Raw genomic sequence first — 22,890 nt, forward strand, 5'->3', positions numbered from 1 at the left:
CAGCTGGGAGGGGCGTGTGGACGCACAATCTCGCCAACACCCTCTCCCGGCCGGGCCTTTGCCCGTTATCGTGGTATCGATCCGACCGACCGGAATCACGGCCACAGCCGAGCCAGGGGGAAACCGTGGCGCTGATGAACGAGCCGACCGCTCCGTACCACTCCGCTCAGGACGCGCTGCGCGTGCTGGAGACCGTGGCCCGTCACCCCGCCGGCGTCACCGAGGCCGAGCTGTCCCACCACACCGCCCTGGACCCCGAGCGGCTGACCGCCCTGCTGCGGATGCTGCGCCGTGAGGGTTACGTCGAGCAGGTGACCGACGGGGCGTACGTCACCGGCGAGACCCTACGCCGGCTCACCTCGGCGCACGAGCGCGAGGGGGCCCTGCGCGACAAGCTCCAGCGCACCCTGGACCGGCTGCGGGACTCCGTGGGCGCGGCCGTCTACATCAGCCGTTACGTGGACGGCGAGGTCACGGTCACCCAGTACGCCGCCGGGCCGGGCACCCCCGCGGTCAACGAGTGGGTGGACTTCCGTGTCTCCGCCCACGCCACCGCCGTCGGCAAGAGCCTGCTGACCCAGCTCGACCACAACGCCCGCCGCGACCACCTGTCCCGGCACCGGATGGCCCGCCTCACCTCGCGCACCATCACCAGCGACAAGCTGCTGCTCTCCCGCCTGGAGTCGCAGCCGCCGACGGTGCCCGTCCTGGACCTCCAGGAGTACGCGATCGGCACGGTCTGCGCCGCCGTCCCGATCACCGCGGGTTCGACGGTCGGATGCCTGGCGCTCTCGCTCCCGGTGGAGCACGCGCACCGCCTGAAGCGGGCCGCGGACACCCTCAACCGGAACGCGGCGCCCGTCCTGCTGTCCCTGGCGATCTAGCCGTTCCGGGGTGGTCACGAGCACCACGCTGGACCGGGTAGTATTTTCTTCGTCGCCGGCCGCGAGAAGCGGAAGGCGGGAGTCATGCGCCGCTAGCTCAGTTGGTTAGAGCAGCTGACTCTTAATCAGCGGGTCCGGGGTTCGAGTCCCTGGCGGCGCACAGATGAAGGGCCCCCCGCCTCGGCGGGGGGCCCTTCGGCGTGTCCGCACGGGTCACGGCGCCAGGCGGCCCGCCTCCGTGAAGATCATGTGGGCCACGACGATGAATACCACGCAGAAGGCGGCGCACACCCCGAGGAAGGCCAGCCCGCAGCCGGTGCCGGCGGCGAGCCGGCCACGGGAGGGCGGCAGCGCGGTGGCCCGCTCCGGATGCGCCGGGAGGTACCGCACGGTGACGAAGTCGCCCTCGAGGACGGTGGCGGGGCCGCCCGCCTCCTCGAAGCGCTGCGTGCGGCCGTCACGGGTGGTGAACTCGTAGACGTGATGCACGGCCGTGCGCACCGAGGAGTCCCCGCCGCCCCCGCCGGCCGTCGTGTACATCCGCAGGCAGCGCGCCTCGGCGGTCACTCCGTGCTTCCACGTCGCGCCGATCCGCCGGGCACGGCGCAGCAGCAGGTACGCGGCGAACCCGAAGCCCGCGATCATGAGACTGGGCACGGCGTAGAAGAGCAGTTCCGTCATGAGGTCCCCCGAGGTCGGTGCGCCGCCGGTCGAACGGCGTGGCGGAAACCTACCCGGCGGTAGGGCGGGCCGGCCTCAAGGGAACCTCAGTTTCGGCGCTGTACCGGAACGGTGCTCAGAAGGTGACGTCCGAGCAGGCGTAGAACGCGTTGCCCGTGTCGGCGATGGTCCACACCGCGAGGATGACGTGGTGACCGCTCAGGCCGGACGGCAGGGTGCCGCTGTGGCTGAGGGTGGCCGGCGGGCGCTGGCCGTTGTACGGCACCGTCAGGAACGGGGTGAGGTTGAGGTCCGAGCGGGCCAGGGCGTGGTTCTGGTTCCAGCCCGGCTTGGTGACGTAGTACTTGAAGTCCGTCGTGGCGTGCATGGCGGTGAACTGCCAGCGGAACGTGTACGACTGACCGCCGGTCACCTTGGTGGTGGGCCAAGCGGCGCCGGACGGCGTCTTCGGCGAGCTGAGCTGGGCGAACTGGCCCAGGCCGCCGTTGCAGAGCTGGCCGTCGGCGGGTCCGGCGGCGGGGAAGCCCTTGGGGCCCTCGACGCTCTGCGGCTCCCACTGGATGGAGCCGCAGTTCGTCACGGTGCCGTTCTGGCAGAGCTTCTGCCTGCTGATGGGGAGGTCGGTGTAGCCGTGCCCGCTGGCGCCGCCGGTGGAGAGCGCGAAGGCTCCGGCGGTCGCCGCACCCAGCACGACTGCGGTCAACTTGGTCTTGGTGCGCATGCTGCCGCTCCTGGAGAACGTGGGGGAGGTTCACTGAGCTGAGCCGTGCAGTAGGTCTAGACCAACTCCCAGATTATTGCCGTCAGTTGGCCGTGTCCATACCAAAAGAAGTGTTCACAACAATCCCGGGACCCCTCACACGCGCTCCCCGCGTCCCGAGCAGAACGCCACCGTCAGGTCCCGCACCAGCACCTTGCGCTCGTAGTCGTCGAGTTCGACCAGGCCGCGCATGGTCAGCCGGGTCACCGTGTCCTCCACGGAGTCCACGACCGAGTTGAGCATCCCGGCCCGCTCCCGGGCGTCCAGCGCGGCGATCCGGCGCCGGTCCATCGCGGCGGCGACCTCGGGCGCGTACTCCACCCGGACCGGCTGCACCGAGTAGACCTCCAGGCCGATCGGCGCCGTGTCCGCCGCCACCAGCCGCGTCAGCGCCTCCCCGGCCGCCGCCACACCGCCGCGCGACCCGGCGGGCATCTCCACCGGCACCCCGGCCAGCGCCGCCTCCACGCACTCGCGCAGATAGGTCTCGTGGTCGTCGACGCCGAGCGCGGCCCGCGCGGTGTCCCGCACCCGCCACACCACCAGCACCACCACCCGCAGCGCCACCCCGTTGGCGTCCGCCGCCGGCAGCACCTCGCTGCGCCAGTGCCGCAGCCGCACGTCCACTCTTCGACGGCACAGCAGCGGGTTCACCCAGAGCAGGCCGGTGCGCCGCACCGTTCCCCGGTAGCGGCCGAACAGCCCGAGCAGCCGGGCCTGTCCGGTGCGGCCCCGGGCCAGTCCGCCGAAGCCGAGCACGCCGAGCGCCCCGGACACGGCGAACGCCGCCCACTGCGCCGGACCGGGCCCGGCGCCGGAGTACGGCGGCAGGCGCAGCGCGCCCGTGGTGAGCGGCGGCAGGACGCCCGCCCACCACGCGGTGGCCAGCCCGCCCGCCAGGCCGACCGCGCCGGCCAGCACCCCGGCCAGACCGGGCAGCACCCGCGCCGGACGCTCCACCAGCCCCGGGTCGGGCCGCGGCGCCGTCCGGCTGCGGGCCGGCGCCGGACGCCTGAGCCGCGGCTGCTCGCCCGTGCCGAGACGGCGGGCCACCACCGTGGGCCGCACCGGCACCGAGACCGCCTCGGGTTCGTCGCGGAACAGCAGGTGGACCGGGATCTCGGTGGTCGCCTCGTTCTGGATCAGCCGGGCCGTACGGGTGGCCGTGCCACCCGCCGCGTGCCCCGCGCCCTCCGGCTGCTCCTCGGATTCCGACGTGTGCGACGTGGTCGTACTCAAGCGTGCCTCCAGCCTCCGCGCCAGATGCGTCATGGGAAAGGGTGGGTCGGGAACGGCCTGCGACGGCAGGGGCGGACGGCCGGGACGGCGGGCACGGCGCCTACGAGAACAGGCGGCACCAGGTCTCCGGGCCCGGGTAGCCGTCCGCCGCTCCGCCGCGCCAGCCCTGGGCGCGCTGGAAGGCCTCCACGGCCCGCCGGTCGGCGTCGCCCCAGCGCGGGCCGGGCCCGGTGGGGTAGAAGCGGCCGAACCCCTTCCGCACCAGCCGCTCCCCCAGTTCGGTCACGTGCGGGTTGGTCTCGCCCGGGCGGAACCGGGCCCGGCCGGGGTAGCCGGGCACGCCGTGCGAGGCGGGCCGGGACGGGCCCGCCCGGCCGGCGAGGGGCCCCGGCGCCTTGGCGTCGTCCGCCGCCTGCGCGCCCTTGGTATCCGCGACGACGCCCTTGTATCGGTAGGGGACGTACTTGGAGGTGTTGCTCCAGTAGGGGTACGGGGTGGCCTGGGTGCGGGCGTTCGGGGGTGTCTGCTCGTAGACCGTGTAGTAGGTGTGCGTGTAGTCCGTCCAGCCGCCGAAGATCACGACGTGGGAGCCGCGCTCGGGGTCGTCCGGGTTGTGGAAGAGCAGGATGTCGCCGGGCAGCAGCTCCTCCTTGGTGATCTTCACCCCGAACTGGTCGAGGCTGCCGGTCCACTCGTTGGACCCCAGCCCCCAGGCCATGGACACGTAGCCCGAGCAGTCCTGCCGGTAACCGTCGCTCCAGTAGTCGTCCATGCTGTACGGCACCTTCGCGGCCACCCAGACCTTCGCCCGGTCGATGATCTGGGTCCGGGTGGCGGGCGGCGGGGTGGCCGGAGCCGAGGGGGCCGGGGTGGGCAGGGGGCCGGCCGGGCCGTGCAGGGGGGATCTGACGCCCTGCGGGGTGGCGGGCACGCCGTCCCCGGGGGAGCCGTCGCCGGGAGCACCGGGGCGGGGCGGGGACTGGGGCGCGGCGAGGGCGGCGGCCGGGGTGAGCGCCCCGAGGGCGGCGGACGCGGCCGCGGCGACGATCACGACCCCGCGGGCCGCCAGGTGGCCGGCGAAGCGCCCGGACAGCGGGCGGGGGCCGGCGCGCCGCGCGTGGACGCAGGACGGGCAGTCGCAGTCGCGCCCGGGGTCGACCTCTTCGAACGCCGGAGCCGTCATGCGATCTGCCTCACATTCGGTGTGGATATGTCCGCCACTGTGCACGTTGATCAGTTTCACAACTGTCGCCCCCGCACACCCGCTGACGGTCCGAACGATGTACATCCCGTACGACCGGATCCCCCGGGCGCAGCACACGGTCGGGAGCACCTGGTCGGGAGCACCCCCCGAGGTCGGGTAGAGTTCTCACGTCAGCAGGCGCCGCTAGCTCAGTTGGTTAGAGCAGCTGACTCTTAATCAGCGGGTCCGGGGTTCGAGTCCCTGGCGGCGCACCGACCGGAAGGCCCCTCGCAGCAGCGGGGGGCCTTTCGCATGGCCGGATCCCGCGGTTCCGGACGAGGCCCCCGGCACCCGCGCCGGCCCCCGATGAACCGGACGCCCCCGTCACCCGTATGACCCGGGGAGCGGGAGCGAGGAGGCGATCACGGGCCGCTTCGGCGACGCGCCCGCCGGGCCTCTCCCACCGCGCACCCGCGCCCCCCGGACACCACCCGCGCCACAATCAACGGGTTTGACCGGTAAACTCCGCGTTTCCTGTCTTGCGATCACGCTGGACGCCGTAGAACCCTGGTTGCCACGGAGCCGCGTCCTCGCGGCACTTGGGGGAAGCAACCGGTTGCCGGCCGGCGGGGAGGGGGCCCCGCTCAGCGGGCGGATGCCGAGGGGGGCATCATGCAACCGGAAGGTCGACGTCCCGTGTCTATATGGTGTGCATGACATGGTGATCACGACCCATCACTGTGTCCGCCTGTGACGGCCGAGGGGACCCCGACCGGGCGGTTGGACCGACGAAACACGCGGTGACTCGCGTGTAGGGGGATGACTCATGACGTCGACGCCGACGGGCGCCGGGCAGAGCCACGAACAGCACGACGACCCGTCACAGACCACTCAGCTGCGCGCCGTGTCCCATCGGACCGGCCAGTTCCGCCGAATAAAGAAGAGCCTGCCCAAATACGACTACGAGCACTACAGCCGCCTCTCGGGTCCCCTCACCCAGCCCGACCCGGCGAAGCCCTACCGGGTGCAGTACCGGTCGCTGCTCTCACAGGAACCGCACCGCGTGCGGGCCGCGCTCATGCTCGGCGCGGCCCCGGTGCTCTCGCTGGTCCTGCTGTTCTGGCTGCTCCAGCCCGAGCACTGGACCGAACGCGACTACCCGGCCTACGACTTCCTGCCGGCGCTGGACGTCGTGATGCTGGTCGCGATCGGCCTGATCGAGTTCTTCCGCTGCATGAACGTGCTGTCGAACGCGCACGCCACCCTGGTCGCCCGTGACCCGGTCCCGGTGGTGCCGGAGACCGGCACCCGCGTCGCCTTCCTCACCTCCTTCGTGCCCGGCAAGGAGCCGCTGGAGATGGTGACCAAGACCCTGGAGGCGGCCGTCAGGCTCCGTCACCGGGGCCTGATGCACGTCTGGCTCCTGGACGAGGGCGACGACCCGGCCGTCAAGGAGGTCTGCGCCCGGCTCGGCGTCCACCACTTCTCCCGCAAGGGCGTCGCCCGGTGGAACCAGCCCAAGGGCCCGCACCGCGCCAAGACCAAGCACGGCAACTACAACGCCTGGCTCGAGGCGCACGGCGGCGACTACGACTTCTTCGCCTCCGTCGACACCGACCACGTGCCGCTGCCCAACTACCTGGAGCGGATGCTCGGCTACTTCCGCGACCCGGACGTCGGCTTCGTCATCGGCCCGCAGGTCTACGGGAACTACGACACGTTCGTCACCAAGGCCGCCGAGTCGCAGCAGTTCCTCTTCCACGCGCTCATCCAGCGGGCCGGCAACCGGTACGGCGCCCCGATGTTCGTGGGCACCTCGAACGCCGTGCGCATCAAGGCGATCAAGCAGATCGGCGGCCTGTACGACTCGATCACCGAGGACATGGCCACCGGGTTCGAGATGCACCGCGCGGAGAACCCGGCCACGGGCCGCAAGTGGAAGTCCGTGTACACCCCGGACGTGCTCGCGGTCGGTGAGGGCCCCAACGCCTGGACGGACTTCTTCACCCAGCAGATGCGCTGGTCGCGGGGGACCTACGAGACGATCCTCAAGCAGTACTGGAAGGGCTTCTTCACCCTGCCGCCCGGCAAGCTCTTCAACTACACGATGATGATCATCTTCTACCCGATGTCCGCCCTCAACTGGATCCTCGCGGCGCTGAGCTGCGCGCTGTTCCTGGGCCTCGGCGCCTCGGGCGTGAACATCGACCCGACCGTGTGGCTGATGCTCTACGGCAACGCCTCCGCGCTCCAGATCGGCCTGTACATCTGGAACCGCCGGCACAACGTCTCCCCGCACGAGCCTGAGGGCTCCGGCGGTGTGGCCGGCATGGTGATGTCGGCGCTCTCCGCGCCGCTGTACGCGAAGGCGCTGATCGACTCCGTCCTGCGCCGCAAGAGCAAGTTCGTGGTGACGCCCAAGGGCGACTCGGCGAGCCCGGACACCTGGTTCGGCACCTTCCGGTACCACTGGTACTTCATCGCGATCTTCGGCGGCTCGATCGCCGCCGGTCTCGCCCTCGGGCACTCCCACCCGGCGATGATCACCTGGGCCTCGTTCGCCCTGCTCATCACCGCGACACCCGTCTTCGTCTGGCGTCACGAGCTGCGGCAGCAGAAGAACCGACCCCGGCACGCCGTCGGCGCGCCCGCGCCGGTCCCGGCGGCGGAGCCGCGGGACGCGGTGCCCCCGGCGTACGCGGCCCGGCCGCCACAGGTCCCGCCGCAGGTCCCGCAGCAGCGGACCGGCCACGCCGGCCCGGCCGCGGGCAACGAACAGACCATGCAGATCGCCCTTGGCGGACTTGGGGGACGTAAGGAATGAAGGACCAGGCCGGCCGCCGCCGCGCTCGTCGACTCGCGATAGGCACGGCGGTGGTAGTCGCGCTGGCCGGGATGAACGGGCCGTGGCTCTACCGCTTCGGGACCGAGCAGTACCACCAGTACAAGATCGACAAAGCCGAGTACAAGGCCTCCAACGGCCACTGGGACATCGTCCGGTTCCCCGAGGAGTACCGGCAGGACACCATCCACGCGGCGCTGCTGCACACCGGCAAGGTGCTGCTGGTCGCCGGGTCGGGCAACAACCAGGACAACTTCGACAAGAAGCAGTTCGACACCCGGATCTGGGACCCGGTCAAGGGCACGATCAAGAAGATCCCCACGCCCACCGACCTGTTCTGCACCGGGCACACCCAGCTCGCCAACGGCAACCTGCTGATCGCGGGCGGCACCAAGCGGTACGAGAAGCTCAAGGGCGACGTCACCAAGGCCGGCGGCCTGATGATCGTCCACAACGAGAACCCGGACAAGCCGATCACGCTGCCCGCGGGCACCCGGTTCACCGGCAGGTCCAACGGAAAGACGTTCGTCTCCAAGGACCCCGTGCTCGTGCCTCGCGCGAAGAAGGTCTTCGACCCGGCCACCGGCGCCTTCCTGCGCAACGACCCGGGCCTGGGGCGCATCTACGTCGAGGCGCAGCGCAGCGGCACCGAGTACGAGACGGGCACCCAGGACAACTACCGGATCCAGGGCCTGGCCGGCGCCGACGCGCGCAACACGTACGGCATCGCGCAGAAGCTCGCCCTCGACAAGAAGGACTTCCAGGGCATCCGCGACGCCTACGAGTTCGACCCGGTCGCCGAGCGGTACATCAAGGTCGACCCGATGAACGAGGCCCGCTGGTACCCGACGCTCACCACCCTGTCGGACGGCAAGGTCCTCAGCGTCTCCGGGCTGGACGACATCGGTCAGCTCGTGCCGGGCAAGAACGAGGTCTTCGACCCGAAGACCAGGAAGTGGACCTACACCAGGAAGCTGCGGCAGTTCCCGACGTACCCGGCGCTGTTCCTGATGCAGAACGGCAAGGTCTTCTACTCGGGCTCCAACGCGGGCTACGGGCCGGACGACGTGGGCCGCGAGCCCGGCGTCTGGGACGTGGACACCAACAAGTTCACCAAGCTGCCGGGGCTCAGTGACGCCGACAGGATGGAGACGTCCGGGACGGTGCTGCTGCCTCCGGCCCAGGACGAGAGGTTCATGGTGATCGGCGGCGGCGGGGTCGGCGAGTCGAAGCTGTCCAGCAGGAAGACCCGGCTGATCGACCTCAAGGCGAAGAACCCGAGGTTCGTGGACGGGCCGGAGCTGGAGAAGGGCACCCGGTACCCGCAGTCCTCGATCCTGCCCGACGACACCGTGCTGGTGTCCGGCGGCTCCGAGGACTACCGGGGGCGCGGCGACTCCGACATCCTGCAGGCCCGGCTGTACCACCCGGACAGCAACAGCTTCACCGAGGTCGCCGATCCGCTGGTGGGCCGCGACTACCACTCCGGGTCGATCCTGCTGCCGGACGGGCGGGTGATGTTCTTCGGGTCCGACCCGCTGTACGCGGACGCGGCCAACACCAAGCCGGGCAAGTTCGAGCAGCGGATCGAGATCTACACCCCGCCGTACCTGTACCGGGGTTCGCGGCCGTCGCTCAGTGGGGGGCCGCGGACCATCGCGCGGGGGGCGTCGGGCACCTTCACCTCTGCGCAGGCATCCGGCGTCAAGAAGGTCCGGCTGATCCGGCCGAGCGCCTCGACCCATGTGACGGACGTGGACCAGCGCTCCATCGCGCTGGACTTCACCACGTCAGGCGACAAGATCACCGTGACGGTGCCGAAGAACCGGAACCTGGTGCAGTCCGGCTGGTACATGCTGTTCGTGGACGACGGCCAGGGGACGCCCAGCAAGGCCCAGTGGGTCAAGGTCCCGTGAGCCACGCTCCGTGAGCCCGGAGGGGGCGCCCCGCGTCCGGCGGGGCGCCCCCTCCGTCTCACCGCTTGCCGGCCGTGGCCAGCCCGAGGGCGTAACCGGCCCACCACCGGCCCGCGTCCGGACCGCCCTTGCAGGTGCCGTCCGACTCACCCGGGCGCTTGATCCACAGGTAGGCGTCGACCAGCGGGTCGTCCGTGCGGGTCGTCGGGGGCCGGCCCAGCGCCCGGCCGGGCGGGTTGCACCACCGCTGGGCCGGATCGCCGCCCGTGTAGGGGCCGTTGCCGTTGCGGCTGGTGTCGACGACGAAGTGCTTGCCGCCCACCTTGGCCGAGAGCTGCTTGCCGTAGGCGATGGAGTCCTCGGTGGAGTAGAAGTTGGAGACGTTGACGGCGAACCCGTCGGCCTGGTCGACGCCGGCCCGCCGCAGGGGCTCGAAGATCTGGTCCGGACGGCCCCAGCCGGCATTGCCCGCGTCCAGGTACACCTTGGTGTTCTTCAGCGACTTGAGCTTGGCGACGGCGCCCTTGAGCAGGTCGAAGCGCTCCTCCTGCGACTCGGCCGGGGTGCAGCCGTCGACGAGGTGCAGTACGGCGTCGGGCTCCAGGACGACGGTGGCGGCACGGTCGCCGATGCCCCGGGCGACGCCGTCGATCCAGGCCCGGTAGCCGTCTCCGTCGGCGGCGCCGCCCTGGGAGTACTGGCCGCAGTCGCGGTGCGGGATGTTGTAGAGCACCAGCAGGGGCGTGCGGTCCGCCCTCTCGGCGGCCTCGGTGAAGCCGCGGGCCTCCTGCTCGGGGTTCTCCGGGCCGATCCACTCCCCGGTCGGCTGCTCGGCGATCCGGCGGATGCGCTCGGCCTCGGTCCTCTTGCCGGCCTTCTCGTAGGCGGCGACCTGGCGGGCCGCGTTGCCGTCCGGGTTCACCCAGAACGGGTCGGTGGACTTCGGCTGCTGACCGATGTCCGCCTTCGCGTCGTCCGCTCCGTCCCCGCCGGACGAGCAGCCCGCGAGCAGCAGTGCCGCCCCCAGCACCGCCGCGGACGCCCGGACCCGTCCCCGTGCCGAGCCGCGGGCCCCCCTGCTGTGGTGCATGCGATTCCCCCTGGGCGCATCGTTCCGAGTGCCAATCGTGGCACACCGGCCGGCCCGCCCACGAGGTCGCCCGGGGGCACGCGGGAGGGCGTTCGAGGGTGCGCTGGGAAGGTGCCCGGCGGTTGCCCGGAGCCCCCGGACGGCGCCCCGACGACTCGGCCGACGGGCGCTCGCCGCGGACGCGCGGGAACACTCGGCGGGGCGCTCGCCGAGGCGGCTCCGGGTGGTCGACGGCCGCTCGCCGCGGACGTGCGGGGTGGTCGGCGGGCGCTCGCCGGGGGCTCGGGGTGGTCGGCGGCCGCTGGGCGACTCGGGGCGGTCGACGGGCGCTCGCCGCGGACGCGCGGGGTGGTCGGCGGCCGCTGGGCGACTCGGGGTGGCCGACGGGCGCTCGCCGCGGACGCGCGGGAACACTCGGCGGGGCGCTCGCCAAGGCGGCTCGGGATGGTCGACGGCCGCTCACCGAGGCAGCTCGGGATGGTCGACGGCCGCTCACCAAGGCAGCTCGGCATGGTCGCTCACCGAGGCCTCACGAGCCCGTGCCGGTGAGGTAGGCGGAGACGACCACGTTGGCCGTGTAGCTGCGGCTGGCCCGGTCGAAGGTGCCGCCGCAGGTGATCAGCCGGAGTTCGGCGCGGCCCGGCACCCGGGGCCCGTAGGCCGCCTGGGCGTCGAAGTGGTCTCGGGGCAGGACGCGTACGTCGTCGATGGTGAAGCGGGCGACCCGGCCGTCCGCGCGGACCACCCGGACCGTCTCGCCGGACCTGAGCGTGCTGATCTTGTAGAAGACGGCGGGCCGGGTCGCGGTGTCGACGTGCCCGACCAGCAGCGCGGTCCCCGCCGCGCCGGGCTTGGTCCCGGAGCCGTACCAGCCGACGACTCCCGGCTGGTCGAAGGGGGGCGGCTCGATGGCGCCCCGCGCGTCCAGGCCCCGGGCAACCACCGGCGCGGTGACGGCCAGTTGGGGGATGTCCAGGCGCTGCGGGACCGAGGCCGCGAGCGGCTCGGCCGCCGGCGGCAGCCGGACCGCCCCGGCGCGGCCCAGTCCGGCCACGTCACCGGCGGCGGGCCCCGCCGGGCTGTGCGGCACACCGGTGACGCCCCGCCCCCACAGCCACAGCCCGAACAGCAGCAGCGTCCAGGCCAGGGCGGTGACCAGGCGGCCGGTGGCGGAGGTGCGCCCGTACTCGTCGGACATGGCCGCTGCCCGCGCTCAGTCCGTACCGTGGCTCCGGCGGGCCCTGCGCAGCCCGACGGCGGCCGCGGCGACCCCGGCGAGGGCCAGGCCGGTCACCGCGTGGCCGGCGCCCGGGCCGGACGCGTCGGTGGCCACCGTGGCGAAGTGCGCGGTGCCGCCGCCGCCCGCCTGCACCGGCGCGACGGGGGAGGCCTGGGCGGTGAGCACGCCGGACGGGCCTGCGGACTGCCCGGTGCCGCCGGTGCCGTCCGCCTGCCGCGGAGCGGTCCCGGAGCCCTGGCGCGCGACGGTGATCCTGCTGTCGAGCGACACGTCGGCGCAGGTGACCCGCACGTCGTAGACACCCGGCGCGACCGAGGCGCGGACGCGGGTGTCGCCGCTCAGCACGCCCATGTCGGACGTCAGCCGGGCGTCGGCGACGAAGGCCTTCGAGGCGGCGACGGCCCGTGTCGCGCCGCAGCCGCGCACCCGCAGGGACACATCGGTGCCGGGAGCCGGAGCGACCGGGGTCACGGAGACCTCCTGGCCGCCGTCGGCCGTCAGGGAGTTCTCGTGGCCTCCGACGGCGGCGCAGGCGGCCGTGGTGAAGGCGGTGACGGCGAGCAGTCCGGCGCAGAGAGTCCCGGTACCGAGAGTGAGGCGTTGTGAGCCCATCGTGAACCTCCAGACACTGGGAGGCTCCCCCGTACCGTGCGCCTACGCATCCTCGGAGGGCGCGCGATTGCTCCGAACAGGTGAGTCCGGGTTGGGGATCCCCAGCTCAGGGCGGCTCGGACCGCTTCCGGGCGGGCCCGGCCAGGGCTGCCCGGCCGGGCCCCGGCCGAGGCTCAGACGAGGTCGACCACGTCGGCGATGGAGTCGACGACCTGCGAGGGGCGGAAGGGGTAGCGGTCGACGTCCTTGGGCTGCGTGACGCCGGTCAGCACCAGGAAGGTGCGCATCCCGGCCTCCAGGCCCGCCAGGACGTCGGTGTCCATCCGGTCGCCGATCATCGCGGACGTCTCCGAGTGCGCGCCGATCGCGTTGAGCCCGGCGCGCATCATCAGCGGGTTGGGCTTGCCGACGAAGTACGGCTTCTTGCCGGTCGCGGCGGTGATCAGGGCGGCGACCGAACCGGTGGCGGGCAGGTCGCCCTCGGTGGAGGGGCCGACGTTGTCGGGGTTGGTGGCGATGAACCGGGCACCGTCGTTGATCAGCCGCACGGCCTTGGTCAGCGCCTCGAAGGAGTAGGTGCGGGTCTCGCCGAGGATCACGAAGTCGGGATCGTGGTCGGTGAGGATGTAGCCGATGTCGTGCAGCGCGGTGGTCAGACCGGCCTCGCCGATGACGTAGGCGCTGCCGCCGGGCCGCTGGTCGCTCAGGAACTGGGCGGTGGCCAGGGCGGAGGTCCAGATGTTCTCCACCGGCACGTCCAGGCCCATCCGCCGGAGCCGGGCGTGCAGGTCGCGCGCGGTGTAGATGGAGTTGTTGGTGAGCACCAGGAAGGGCCGCCCCGAGTCGCGGAGCTTCTTCAGGAAGGCGTCGGCACCGGGGATCGGTACCCCTTCGTGGATCAGTACGCCGTCCATGTCGGTGAGCCACGACTCGATGGGCTTGCGGTCTGCCATGTGCTTGCGTCTCCTGACGTGCGTGCGGTCAAGAACAGGGGCGCCGGAACCGCGGCGTACCGACGCCACCAGCCTAATCAGGTGGCCGGGATCTTGACCCTGGCAGGTCGCAGGTCAGTGGAGCGGGCGCGGTGGAAACGGCTTCAGCGGCGTCTGCGGGCCAGCAGGAACGCCCCGCCGACGACGACCAGGAGCGAGACGCCGACGGCGAGCACCCCGCGCGCGACCCCGGGCCCGGTACGGGCGAGCTCCCGGTCCCGCTCCCCGGCCTGCTGCGCCGCCTCGGTGAAGGGCAGCGCGCTGGTACCCGGATCGGCACCGCTGACCCCCGGCTGGGGCTCCTTTCCCGTACTCGGCGCACCCGTCGAGCCGACCGGGGCCGCCGCCGCGCCGGGACCGGCACTGCCGTCCGGACTCGCCGTACCGCCTGGACTCGCGCTGCCGTCCGGACCGGCGCTCCCGGCGCCGCCCCCCGGCGTCCGGTTCCCGTCCCCTTCCTGCTCCTGCTCCTCGCCCCGCTGCCGCCCGTTCTCCCCGCCGCTGATCGTGAAGCGGTAGTCGTTGGACTCCCCGACCCAGTCGCCGTCCTCGCCCCGCCGCTGGACGACGGCGGCCTTCGCGCTGACCTGGTCGGGCACGGCGTCGGCAGCCAGGGAGAGCCTGAGCTTCACGGTGACGGTCTTGCCGGGCGGCACGGTGAAACCGCCGAACCCTTTCGCGTCCAGCACGCCGACCAGTTCCTGGGCGTCGGTGCTCTCGAAGCCGACGGGCAGGGCGCGGGCGCCGTCGTAGAACTCCAGTTTCGGCTGTGTGGGCTTCAGGACGCGCTTGTCGTCGACGAGCACGACGACCGGGTGGAGGGCGGTGCAGGTCCGGCTGGTGGAGTTGGTGAGATCGAGGTACCAGGTGCCGGGTCCACCGCCCGCCTCGTAGGCGCCGGGACCGCCGTGGATGCGGGTGGCCAGCGGAAAGGCCCGGTCGCCGGATGCCGCACACGCCGCGTCCGCCCGGGCGGCGGCCGACGGGACGCACAAGAACACGGCGCCTGCGGCAAGACCCAGGGACAGGGGCAAGTAAGCACACAGTCGCATGAACACATGACCATGCCGGACACCCGCAACAAACCCACCCCGCCACGCCGCCCCCACACCCGACACCCCTCGATCGGCGCAGGCCCCGAGGCTACGGCCGTCCGAGGCCCCGTAACCGCGGACGCCTGAGCCCGCGCAGCCGCCGGCACCAAGCCCCCGTAGCTGCGAGCGCGCGAACCCCCGTGACCGCGGACGCCGAGCCCCCGTAGCCGCGGGCATGCGTGCCGCTGGGAGCGGCACGGGTGGGCGCGGCGGCACCCCGCCGGCGCGGGCAAGCGAAACACCCCCCGGCCCGCACCCCCACCGTGCACCCCACGAACCCCGGGCGAGCGGGCCCCCGGCCGACTACGCCATCGCCGGCCGACTACGCCACCGCCCGCCCGAACACCGGCGCCAGCAACAACTGCGCAGCCCCCTCGGCGACAACCCGCTCCCCACCGACCACCCCCACCGGCACGGCTCCCGCCCCCACCCCCTCCCGCCGCGCCCGCGCGGCAAGCACCTCCGCGACCCCCTCCACGAACACCTCCGGCGCGCCCGCCACGGTCCGCCCCCCGAGCAGCACGAGATCGATGTCGAGCAGCCCGACCAGATTCCCCGCCCCCACCCCCAGCACCCGGGCCGCCTCGCGCAGCTCGCCCCGTGCGACGGCCCCCAGGCACAGCACCTCCACGCACCCCCGGTCCCCGCACTCGCACGCGGGCCCGTCGAGCTGAACGACCTGGTGCCCGAACTCCCCCGCCCCGGTCCGCGCCCCCCGGTGCACGTCCCCGCCGATCACCAGCCCCGCCCCCAGCCCCGTACCGAGATGCAGGTAGGCGAACGACCCGCCCTCACCGGCCCCGGGGCCGCCGTCCCCCGCCCCGCCGCACACACCCACGGACAGGCCGAGCGCCGCCGCGTTCGTGTCCTTGTCCACCACCACCGGCACGCCCAACCGCTCCACCAGCGCGTCCCTCAGCGGAAACCCGTCCCACTCAGGGAACCCGGTGACCCGGTGCAGCACCCCCCGCACATGATCGAGCGGCCCGGGCATAGCCACCCCGACCCCCAGCAACGACCCGGCCCCGGCCAGTCCCCCGGCGAGCTCACCGGCGAGGCCGCCCACGGCGTCGCCGACCCCCAGCGCCTCCCCCACCAGCCCGGCCACCTCCCCCGCGACCACCTCCAGCACGGCCCCCGCACCGTCCCCGAGGTCCAGCGCGGCGCTCCGCTCGCCCACCACGGCCCCGTCGAGATCCACCAGCACGGCCCGCAGCTCGTCCCGGTCCAGGTGCACCCCCACCGCGTGCCCCGCCTCCGGCACCAGCCGCAGCACGGTACGGGGCTTGCCCCCGGTGGACGCCCGGCGTCCGGCCTCCGCCGCGAACCCCGCCTCCCGCAGCCTTGCGGTGATCTTGCTGACGGCCTGCGGGGTCAGCCCGGTCCGCTCGGCCAGTTCCAGCCTGCTGATCCCCGCCCTCCCGGCGCCGCGCAGCAGATCCAGCACGAGCGCGGTGTTGTGGGACCGGACCGCGAACAGATTCGCTCCGACCGGCCCGTTCTTCGTCCTGCTCACGCCGCCCATACCCCCATTGTCCCCGCCGCTTGCACTTTGGCAACAGCGTTGCGAAAGTAGAGCCATGACTGCTACCCCCCTCCGCGTCGGCCTGATCGGCTACGGCCTCGCAGGCTCCGTCTTCCACGCCCCGCTGATCGCGGCCACCGAGGGCCTCGCCCTGGACACGGTGGTCACCTCGAACCCCGAGCGGCAGGAGCAGGCCCGCGCCGAGTTCCCGGACGTCCGTGTCGCCGGCACGCCCGAGGAACTGTTCGGCCGGGCCGGCGAGCTGGACCTGATCGTCATCGCCTCCCCGAACAAGACGCACGTCCCGCTCGCCACCGCCGCCCTTGAGGCGGGCCTGCCGGTGGTCGTGGACAAGCCGGTCGCAGGCACCGCGGCCGAGGCACGGGAGCTGGCCGCCCTCGCCGAGCAGCGGGGCCTGCTGCTGTCGGTCTTCCAGAACCGCCGCTGGGACAACGACTTCCTCACCCTGCGGGCCCTGCTGGAGAAGGGCGAGCTGGGCGACGTCTGGCGCTTCGAGTCCCGCTTCGAGCGCTGGCGCCCGCGCCCGAAGGGCGGCTGGCGCGAGTCCGGCGACCCGGCGGAGATCGGCGGTCTGCTCTACGACCTCGGCAGCCATGTCGTCGACCAGGCCCTGGTGCTCTTCGGCCCGGTCACCGAGGTGTACGCCGAGACGGACATCCGCCGCCCGGGCGCGGAGACCGACGACGACACCTTCATCGCGCTGACCCACGCCGGCGGTGTCCGCTCGCACCTCCACGTCTCCGCGACGACCGCCCAACTCGGCCCGCGCTTCCGGGTGCTGGGCTCGCAGGCCGGCTTCGTCAAGTACGGCCTCGACCCGCAGGAGGCGGCCCTGCGCGCGGGCGAGCGGCCCGGCACGCACGCCGGCTGGGGCGCCGAGCCCGAGTCCCTGTGGGGCCGGCTGGGCGCCGGCGAGTCGCCGGTGACCGGCGGCGGCCGCCCCGTGCGGACGCTCCCCGGCGACTACCCCGCCTACTACGCGGCCGTGGCGGCGGCCCTGACCGGCGCCGGCCCCAACCCGGTGCCCGCCCTCGAGGCGGCCTCGGCCCTCGACGTACTGGAGGCGGCCCGCCGGTCCGCCCGCGACAAGGTGACGGTGACCCTCTGATGCCCCGTCCCGAGACCACCCCGAAGTCCGCCGCCGAGACCGTCCCGAGCGTGGAGGAACTGGAGGCGCTGGAGCGCCGCCTGGTCTTCCGCCGGTTCACGTACGACGACGCCTGGGCGCTCGGTTCGCTCCTGGTCGAACTGGCCCGGGAGCGGCAGGCCCCGGTCGCCGTCGACATCCACCGCGCGGGACAGCAGCTCTTCCACGCCGCCCTGCCCGGTTCCACCCCGGACAACGACGCCTGGATCACCCGCAAGCGCCGGGTCGTGGAGCGTTACGGCGCCTCGTCGTACCTGGTCGGCGCCCGCTTCCGGGCCAAGGGCACGACCTTCGAGGCGTCCTCCCGGCTGGACCCGGACACCTACGCGGCGCACGGCGGCGCCTTCCCGATCCACGTCGAGGACGTGGGCGTCGTCGGCACGGTGACGGTCTCCGGCCTGCCCCAGCTCGAGGACCACCGGCTGGTCGCGGAGGCGCTGGAGCGGTTCCTCGGCCGATAGCCCGCCGGCGGGATTACCGCGCGGCTCCCTCCGGTTGGGACCGGCATGCACGATGATCACGGCACGCCACCCACCCGGAGGGAAGTGACCCGATGAGCGAGTCGATGAACGGCGCGAGCACGGCCAAGGAGGCCGTCGGCCGGTACGGCGTCTGGAGCGTGGGGCTGCGCTCGGAGGACCCGGCCCTGCGCGGTGAGATCGCCGAGGCCGCCGCGGAGCTGGAGCAACTCGGCTACGGGACCGCCTGGCTGGGCGGCAGCAGCGCGCCCAGGCACGCCCTGCCGCTCCTCGGGGCGACGTCCCGGCTGACCGTCGGCACCAGCATCCAGAGCATCTGGCAGTATGAGGCCGAGGAGAGCGCCGCCGCCTTCGCCGAGGTGGAGTCGGTGCATCCCGGCCGCTTCCTGCTCGGCCTCGGCGTGAGCCACGCCAAGCTCGCGGAGCAGTACCGGCGCCCGTACTCGGCGCTGGTCGCCTACCTCGACGCACTGGACGAGGCCGGCGTCCCGGCCGGACGCCGGGTGCTGGCGGCCCTCGGCCCGAAGACCCTGGAGCTGTCCCGCGACCGGGCCGCGGGCGCGATCCCCTACCTGGTCACCCCCGAGCACACCGCACGGGCCCGCGAGATCCTGGGCCAGGAGCCGCTGCTGGCCCCGGAGTTCGCGGTCGTACTGGAGACGGACCCGGCCGCGGCCCGCACCCTGGCCCGCGAGCACCTGGCGATGTACCTGGCCCTGCCCAACTACACCAACAACTTCCAGCGCCTGGGCTTCACCGAGGACGACCTGTCCGCGGGCGGCAGCGACCGCCTGATCGACGCCCTCTACGCCTGGGGCCCCGAGGACCGCATCCGCTCCCGCGTCACCGCCTTCCACGAGGCGGGCGCCGACCACGTGGCCCTCCAGGTCGTCGACAACGGCCCCCGCGACCACCTCCCCCGCGAGGCCTGGCGCCGCCTGGCAGACCTCCTCCACTGACAACGGCGCCAGGCGCCCCCAAGGGACACGGGCAACGGCGCGACCAGCCACAACCAATCCACAGCCGACGACTCCCCGGCAGACACCCGAACGCCCGCCAACTCCCCCCGCCCCAATCCCCCGAGGGGCGCGGGGAACGGCGCTCCAACGCCGGCCACCCCAAACCCCCCAAGGGACGCGGGGAACTGCGCGACCAGCCACACCCCACCCGCAGCCGACGACGAACCCCACCCCCCAACAGACACCCGAACGCCACCAACTCCGGCCACCCCAAACCCCCAAGGGGCGCGGGGAACTGCGCGACCAGCCACAGCCAACCCGCAGCCGAGAACAAGCCGAGCCCCAGCCCCCCGCCCCCCAGCGGAGCGCCTACGCGTTCTTGAGCTCCTGCCGCTGCCGCCCCAGCCCCTCGACCTCCAGCTCGACCACGTCCCCGGCCCGCAGATACGGCTTCGGCTCCGGCTGGCCCATGGCGACGCCGGCCGGGGTGCCGGTGTTGATGACGTCCCCGGGGTACAGCGTCATGAACTGGCTGACGTAGCGCACGACTTCCCCCACGGGGAAGATCTGCTCGGCCGTGTTCCCGTCCTGCTTCAGCTCACCGTTGACCCACAGCCTCAGCGGCAGCGCCTGCGGGTCCGGGACCTCGTCCGCCGTCACCAGCCAGGGGCCGAGCGGGTTGAACGTCTCGCAGTTCTTCCCCTTGTCCCAGGTCCCGCCCCGCTCGATCTGGAACTCCCGCTCGGAGACGTCGTGCGCCACCGCGTACCCGGCGACGTGCGCGAGCCCGTCCTCGGCCGACTCCAGGTAGCGGGCCGTACGTCCGACGACGACGGCCAGCTCCACCTCCCAGTCGGTCTTGGCGGACCCGCGCGGCACCAGCACGGTGTCGTTCGGCCCGACGACCGTGTCCGGGGCCTTGAAGAAGACCACGGGCTCACCGGGCGGCTCGGCGCCGGTCTCCCGGGCATGGTCGTGGTAGTTGAGCCCGATGCACACGATCTTGCCGATCCTGCCGAGCGGGGGCCCGATCCGCAGCCCCGCCGCGTCCAGCGCGGGCAGCTCACCGGCCTCGGCCGCGGCCCGGACCCGGCCGAGCGCGCCGTCGTCGGCGAGCAGGGTGCCGTCGATGTCGTCCACGATCCCCGACAGGTCCCGCAGGGTCCCCCCGGCGTCGAGCAGCGCCGGGCGCTCCGCTCCCGCCGTACCGACTCGCAGCAGCTTCATCGTCACAATCTCCCTCGATCGCGGGCGCCCGGCGGATGGGTGCAGCCATCGCAGGACTGGTCGATCCTCCAAGTCCCCTGTCCAGTCCGCAAGACCCTGTTCAGGTACTGGACCGTGTGCCGGCAGCCGGAGGCGGCCACGGCACCGGCCTCGGCCCCGGCGGCGGACCTGCGTGTCCGTGGCCGCCGGGAATAGCCTGGAAGGGCGACACCCGACCGGACGGACCCGTTCCGACGCAATCCGACGCGTTCCGACGCGATCAGACGCGATGCACGCATGCCGTGGGGCCCGGGGGAGCGCAGAACCGCGGGGAACGTGACGAGGGAGGCGAAAGCCATGCCCTGGAATCTGAACGGCACGTATCTGGAGAGCTGCAACTGCGACACGGTGTGCCCCTGCACCACCTCGGGCCTCACCGCACCGGCCGACCACGAGCGCTGCCAGGTGACCTTCGCCTTCCACGTGGACGGCGGGAACGTGGACGGGGTGGACGTCGCCGACCGCAACGTCGCCGTCTTCATCGACGCGCCCCGGGTCATGGCCGACGGCGGCTGGCAGGTGGCGCTGTACCTCGACGCCTCGGCGGACGACGGCCAGGCGGATGCGCTGGGCAAGGTCTTCTCCGGCCAGGCCGGCGGGCCGATGGCGGCGCTCAGCCCGCTCATCGGCGAAGTCCTCGGGGTGGAGCGCGTCCCCATCGACTACCACGACGACGGCCGGCGTCACTCCGTGCGGGTGGGCGACGCCATCGACATCGAGATCGAGGACCAGGTGGCACCTCAGTTCGGCGAGGACGGTCCGGTCATGGGCCTCACCGGCATGTTCCACCCGGTGAACAGCACGCTGACCATCGCCCGCTCCCGCCGCGCGACGGGCAGCGGCGTCCACGGCCGGTCCTGGGACTTCTCCGGAGGCAACGGCCACTCGGCGCCCTTCACGTGGTCCGCGTGACCGGTCGGCCGGTCGCCGTCGGCAGCAGGGCGGCGACCCCCTCCGCGCTGCTGCTGGTCGCGGCGGCCGCCGCCTGGATCTGGCTGGTGACGCGCTGGGGCGGCACGCCGGCGATGCCCGGCACCATGGGCCTGGGCCTGCCCGCCTTCCTGGCCGTGTGGACGCTGATGATGGCGGCCATGATGCTGCCCGCGACGGCGCCCGTCGCCGGGCTGTACGCCCGCACGATCCCCGTTCACCGGGTCCCGCGCATGGTCGTCTTCACCGTCGTCTACCTGCTCGTCTGGGCCGCGGCCGGGCTGCCGGCCTACGGTCTTGCCGCCGCCCTCGGCCGGGTGACGAGCCTGCCCGTCGTGGCGGGGACCGCGGCGGCCGCGGCCGTCTTCGCGGTCAACGGCGTCTACCAGCTCACCCCCCTCAAGGACCGCTGCCTGGCGAGGTGCCGCTCGCCGGTCGGGACGATGCTGCGCTACGCCTCGTATCCGCAGCCCTGGCGCGACGTTCGTGCCGGACTGCACCACGGGGCCTTCTGCCTGGGGTGCTGCTGGTCGCTGATGGTGGTGCTGGCGGCCTTCGGCGTGATGAACCTGTGGGCCATGGTGGTCCTGGCCGCCGTGATCTCCGTCGAGAAACTGGCTCCGGCAGGCCACCTGGTGGCCCGCGCCGTGGGCATCGCCTCGCTCGCGCTGGCCGTCGCCGTCTTCTGGGTTCCGGCGCTGGCCCCGGCCCTCACCGGCGGCGGCATGACCGGAATGTGAGGACGCGGGCCGCGCCCGCCGGCACCCCACGTACTCCACCCGTGTCACCGGTCGGCAGTACGGTGTCACCCATGCGCCCCGACACGCCTGCCGAGAACGTCGACCACACCGCCGAAGCGGCACGCCTGGAGCGGACCGCCGGCATGTACCCCGAGGACGCCGAGGCCCTGCTCCTGCGCGCCGCGGCCCACCTGGAACTGTCCGGCGACCGCCCCGCCGCGACCACGCTCTACGACCGCCTGCTCTCCTCAGCGGACGGACTGGACGACCCCCACCTCGTCCGCGCCCTGAAGGCCTCGAACCTCTGGGAGTACGACCACGAGGCGGAGGCCAGGGCGATCATCGACGGCATCCGCGCGTCGGCTCCCCGAGACCCGGCCCCCTGGGTGATCGTCGCCGAGTCCCTGGAGTCGCACGACGAGCTGGAGGCGGCGGAACAGACCTTCACGCAGGCGGCCGGCCTCCTCCTGCCGGACGGCACCGAACCCCCCTACGCCACGCACCCCCTCCTCTACGGCCGCCACCGTGTCCGCCGCATGCTGGGCCTGCCCCACGACCACTGGGACACCCTCGCGGACACCCTGCACACCTCCCCCGTCTCCCTGGACGAGCTCCACGACCCGAAGCGGGTCTGGTCCCTGGGCTCGGACAACCCGGCGGAGCTGGCCGCGGAGATCTCCCGCCTCAACGCCGAGCTGGGCGCCTACCGGGAGGCGCTCTCCCGTCCCTTCCCGGTGGCGGTCCTGCACTGGCCGGCGGCCGAACTGGCGGAACTGCTGGCGGCCTACGCCGACCTGGCCACCGAGTACCCCTCCCACGACGCCCACCTGGCGACCATAGAGGCCTCCCTCCGCGAACTGGCGTCCTCGGGCACCCCCAACCTGGGCATCGTCACCGGCACGGTCCCGTCCTACGAGGCCTTCGCCGCCTCGGAGGGCACGAGCCCGTCCGACCCGACCCTCCTCCCCCAGTACGCGACGACCCTCGCGGCCCGCGGCCGAGCCATCGCCTGGCCCCCACAGCGCACGGCCTCCTGCTGGTGCGGGTCGGGACGGACTTACGGCGAGTGCCACGGAGTTCCGGAGCCGGCGGCCGCTTTCTGACGCCCACCGTTACGACGTCCCGTTCGGAGCTGATCGAAGGGTTCTCTCCCTTGCGTGGCCCCCGGGCTGGCGGAGGGGGAAGGTGCACGGGGCACGCGTTAACCCGTAGGGCCCTCCCCTTCCCACTCTGTCAGTGCCTCCTGTTAGAACAGATGCCCACTGAAAGTGGTCGAGGGGGTCAGGGTGG

20 protein-coding genes and 2 tRNA genes are annotated in these 22,890 nt (G+C 72.9%); 11 read left to right on the plus strand and 11 right to left on the minus strand.

Annotation, left to right across the window (positions count from 1 at the left end):
* Positions 1-125: 125 nt before the first annotated feature.
* Complete coding sequence (locus ACFQ9Z_RS25025) at positions 126-884, plus strand: IclR family transcriptional regulator (protein ID WP_383022748.1); 759 nt, start codon at positions 126-128, stop codon at positions 882-884.
* A gap of 86 nt (positions 885-970) precedes the next feature.
* Positions 971-1,044: transfer RNA gene (locus ACFQ9Z_RS25030), tRNA-Lys, on the plus strand.
* Positions 1,045-1,097: 53 nt separating this feature from the next.
* Here ACFQ9Z_RS25030 and ACFQ9Z_RS25035 read toward each other — a convergent pair.
* The 4 genes from ACFQ9Z_RS25035 to ACFQ9Z_RS25050 form a co-directional block, all read right to left on the minus strand.
* Positions 1,098-1,565: a DUF3592 domain-containing protein gene (locus ACFQ9Z_RS25035; protein WP_383022750.1), complete on the minus strand. Its 468-nt coding sequence runs from the start codon at positions 1,563-1,565 to the stop codon at positions 1,098-1,100.
* 115 nt (positions 1,566-1,680) lie between these two features.
* Complete coding sequence (locus tag ACFQ9Z_RS25040; protein WP_383022753.1) at positions 1,681-2,286, minus strand: lytic polysaccharide monooxygenase; 606 nt, start codon at positions 2,284-2,286, stop codon at positions 1,681-1,683.
* A 135-nt stretch (positions 2,287-2,421) separates the two neighbouring features.
* A complete protein-coding gene (locus ACFQ9Z_RS25045; protein WP_383022756.1) occupies positions 2,422-3,564 on the minus strand; it encodes an SPFH domain-containing protein in 1,143 nt (380 codons plus the stop codon).
* A gap of 100 nt (positions 3,565-3,664) precedes the next feature.
* Positions 3,665-4,747 carry a peptidoglycan-binding protein gene (locus ACFQ9Z_RS25050; protein ID WP_383022758.1) on the minus strand — a complete coding sequence of 361 codons (1,083 nt, stop codon included), beginning with the start codon at positions 4,745-4,747 and terminating at the stop codon, positions 3,665-3,667.
* A 198-nt stretch (positions 4,748-4,945) separates the two neighbouring features.
* Here ACFQ9Z_RS25050 and ACFQ9Z_RS25055 point away from each other — a divergent pair.
* The 3 genes from ACFQ9Z_RS25055 (at position 4,946) to ACFQ9Z_RS25065 (ending at position 9,505) form a co-directional block, all read left to right on the plus strand.
* Positions 4,946-5,019 (plus strand) — tRNA-Lys (locus ACFQ9Z_RS25055).
* A gap of 554 nt (positions 5,020-5,573) precedes the next feature.
* Complete coding sequence (locus ACFQ9Z_RS25060; RefSeq protein WP_383022761.1) at positions 5,574-7,571, plus strand: glycosyltransferase family 2 protein; 1,998 nt, start codon at positions 5,574-5,576, stop codon at positions 7,569-7,571.
* The gene (locus ACFQ9Z_RS25065; protein ID WP_383022764.1) at positions 7,568-9,505 is read left to right on the plus strand and encodes a galactose oxidase-like domain-containing protein; all 1,938 of its coding nucleotides are present in this window, start codon (positions 7,568-7,570) and stop codon (positions 9,503-9,505) included. The genes ACFQ9Z_RS25060 and ACFQ9Z_RS25065 overlap by 4 nt, the downstream gene beginning before the upstream one ends.
* 58 nt (positions 9,506-9,563) lie before the next feature.
* Here ACFQ9Z_RS25065 and ACFQ9Z_RS25070 read toward each other — a convergent pair whose 3' ends face one another.
* The 6 genes from ACFQ9Z_RS25070 to ACFQ9Z_RS25095 form a co-directional block, all read right to left on the minus strand.
* Positions 9,564-10,595, minus strand: a complete 1,032-nt coding sequence (locus ACFQ9Z_RS25070; RefSeq protein WP_383022766.1) for a glycoside hydrolase family 6 protein — start codon at positions 10,593-10,595, stop codon at positions 9,564-9,566.
* A gap of 529 nt (positions 10,596-11,124) precedes the next feature.
* A complete protein-coding gene (locus ACFQ9Z_RS25075) occupies positions 11,125-11,793 on the minus strand; it encodes a class F sortase (protein ID WP_383022768.1) in 669 nt (222 codons plus the stop codon).
* 15 nt (positions 11,794-11,808) lie between these two features.
* Positions 11,809-12,447, minus strand: a complete 639-nt coding sequence (locus tag ACFQ9Z_RS25080; RefSeq protein WP_383022771.1) for a hypothetical protein — start codon at positions 12,445-12,447, stop codon at positions 11,809-11,811.
* 173 nt (positions 12,448-12,620) lie between these two features.
* On the minus strand, positions 12,621-13,400 hold the full coding sequence (locus ACFQ9Z_RS25085) for an HAD-IIA family hydrolase (RefSeq protein ID WP_383022772.1): 780 nt from the start codon (positions 13,398-13,400) through the stop codon (positions 12,621-12,623).
* 143 nt (positions 13,401-13,543) lie between these two features.
* The gene (locus ACFQ9Z_RS25090; protein ID WP_383022777.1) at positions 13,544-14,440 is read right to left on the minus strand and encodes a hypothetical protein; all 897 of its coding nucleotides are present in this window, start codon (positions 14,438-14,440) and stop codon (positions 13,544-13,546) included.
* Between the two features lie 415 nt (positions 14,441-14,855).
* On the minus strand, positions 14,856-16,058 hold the full coding sequence (locus tag ACFQ9Z_RS25095; protein ID WP_383022779.1) for an ROK family protein: 1,203 nt from the start codon (positions 16,056-16,058) through the stop codon (positions 14,856-14,858).
* A 55-nt stretch (positions 16,059-16,113) separates the two neighbouring features.
* Between ACFQ9Z_RS25095 and ACFQ9Z_RS25100 the strand changes: the two genes are divergently transcribed.
* The 3 genes from ACFQ9Z_RS25100 to ACFQ9Z_RS25110 all read left to right on the plus strand — a co-directional run bounded on the left by ACFQ9Z_RS25100 (position 16,114) and on the right by ACFQ9Z_RS25110 (position 18,664).
* Positions 16,114-17,187, plus strand: coding sequence for a Gfo/Idh/MocA family oxidoreductase (locus tag ACFQ9Z_RS25100; RefSeq protein WP_383022781.1), 1,074 nt, complete (start codon positions 16,114-16,116; stop codon positions 17,185-17,187).
* Positions 17,187-17,687, plus strand: a complete 501-nt coding sequence (locus tag ACFQ9Z_RS25105; RefSeq protein ID WP_383022784.1) for a heme-degrading domain-containing protein — start codon at positions 17,187-17,189, stop codon at positions 17,685-17,687. Before ACFQ9Z_RS25100 ends, ACFQ9Z_RS25105 begins: the two co-directional genes overlap by 1 nt.
* Before the next feature lie 92 nt (positions 17,688-17,779).
* Positions 17,780-18,664, plus strand: coding sequence for an LLM class F420-dependent oxidoreductase (locus ACFQ9Z_RS25110; protein ID WP_383022787.1), 885 nt, complete (start codon positions 17,780-17,782; stop codon positions 18,662-18,664).
* 369 nt (positions 18,665-19,033) lie between these two features.
* Here ACFQ9Z_RS25110 and ACFQ9Z_RS25115 read toward each other — a convergent pair whose 3' ends face one another.
* Entirely contained in the window at positions 19,034-19,891 is an 858-nt protein-coding gene (locus ACFQ9Z_RS25115; RefSeq protein WP_383022790.1) for a fumarylacetoacetate hydrolase family protein, read from the minus strand.
* Between the two features lie 336 nt (positions 19,892-20,227).
* On the opposite strand from ACFQ9Z_RS25115, the gene ACFQ9Z_RS25120 reads away from it, so the two are divergent.
* The 3 genes from ACFQ9Z_RS25120 to ACFQ9Z_RS25130 all read left to right on the plus strand — a co-directional run bounded on the left by ACFQ9Z_RS25120 (position 20,228) and on the right by ACFQ9Z_RS25130 (position 22,703).
* The gene (locus ACFQ9Z_RS25120; RefSeq protein ID WP_383022792.1) at positions 20,228-20,842 is read left to right on the plus strand and encodes a DUF1326 domain-containing protein; all 615 of its coding nucleotides are present in this window, start codon (positions 20,228-20,230) and stop codon (positions 20,840-20,842) included.
* Entirely contained in the window at positions 20,839-21,600 is a 762-nt protein-coding gene (locus ACFQ9Z_RS25125; protein ID WP_383022794.1) for a DUF2182 domain-containing protein, read from the plus strand. The genes ACFQ9Z_RS25120 and ACFQ9Z_RS25125 overlap by 4 nt, the downstream gene beginning before the upstream one ends.
* Before the next feature lie 71 nt (positions 21,601-21,671).
* Entirely contained in the window at positions 21,672-22,703 is a 1,032-nt protein-coding gene (locus ACFQ9Z_RS25130) for an SEC-C domain-containing protein (RefSeq protein ID WP_383022797.1), read from the plus strand.
* Positions 22,704-22,890: the final 187 nt, after the last annotated feature.

Source organism: Streptomyces sp. NPDC056580, from assembly GCF_042793175.1.
In the GTDB taxonomy this organism is placed as follows: domain Bacteria; phylum Actinomycetota; class Actinomycetes; order Streptomycetales; family Streptomycetaceae; genus Streptomyces.

Bases quoted from the DNA above. Each gene is read 5' to 3' on its own strand.
- ACFQ9Z_RS25035 (WP_383022750.1), bottom strand. From the start codon at position 1,565: ATGACGGAACTGCTCTTCTACGCCGTGCCCAGTCTCATGATCGCGGGC.
- ACFQ9Z_RS25040 (WP_383022753.1), bottom strand. From the start codon at position 2,286: ATGCGCACCAAGACCAAGTTGACCGCAGTCGTGCTGGGTGCGGCGACC.
- ACFQ9Z_RS25050 (WP_383022758.1), bottom strand. From the start codon at position 4,747: ATGACGGCTCCGGCGTTCGAAGAGGTCGACCCCGGGCGCGACTGCGAC.
- ACFQ9Z_RS25060 (WP_383022761.1), top strand. From the start codon at position 5,574: ATGACGTCGACGCCGACGGGCGCCGGGCAGAGCCACGAACAGCACGAC.
- ACFQ9Z_RS25065 (WP_383022764.1), top strand. From the start codon at position 7,568: ATGAAGGACCAGGCCGGCCGCCGCCGCGCTCGTCGACTCGCGATAGGC.
- ACFQ9Z_RS25070 (WP_383022766.1), bottom strand. From the start codon at position 10,595: ATGCACCACAGCAGGGGGGCCCGCGGCTCGGCACGGGGACGGGTCCGG.
- ACFQ9Z_RS25075 (WP_383022768.1), bottom strand. From the start codon at position 11,793: ATGTCCGACGAGTACGGGCGCACCTCCGCCACCGGCCGCCTGGTCACC.
- ACFQ9Z_RS25080 (WP_383022771.1), bottom strand. From the start codon at position 12,447: ATGGGCTCACAACGCCTCACTCTCGGTACCGGGACTCTCTGCGCCGGA.
- ACFQ9Z_RS25085 (WP_383022772.1), bottom strand. From the start codon at position 13,400: ATGGCAGACCGCAAGCCCATCGAGTCGTGGCTCACCGACATGGACGGC.
- ACFQ9Z_RS25095 (WP_383022779.1), bottom strand. From the start codon at position 16,058: ATGGGCGGCGTGAGCAGGACGAAGAACGGGCCGGTCGGAGCGAATCTG.
- ACFQ9Z_RS25100 (WP_383022781.1), top strand. From the start codon at position 16,114: ATGACTGCTACCCCCCTCCGCGTCGGCCTGATCGGCTACGGCCTCGCA.
- ACFQ9Z_RS25105 (WP_383022784.1), top strand. From the start codon at position 17,187: ATGCCCCGTCCCGAGACCACCCCGAAGTCCGCCGCCGAGACCGTCCCG.
- ACFQ9Z_RS25110 (WP_383022787.1), top strand. From the start codon at position 17,780: ATGAGCGAGTCGATGAACGGCGCGAGCACGGCCAAGGAGGCCGTCGGC.
- ACFQ9Z_RS25115 (WP_383022790.1), bottom strand. From the start codon at position 19,891: ATGAAGCTGCTGCGAGTCGGTACGGCGGGAGCGGAGCGCCCGGCGCTG.
- ACFQ9Z_RS25120 (WP_383022792.1), top strand. From the start codon at position 20,228: ATGCCCTGGAATCTGAACGGCACGTATCTGGAGAGCTGCAACTGCGAC.
- ACFQ9Z_RS25130 (WP_383022797.1), top strand. From the start codon at position 21,672: ATGCGCCCCGACACGCCTGCCGAGAACGTCGACCACACCGCCGAAGCG.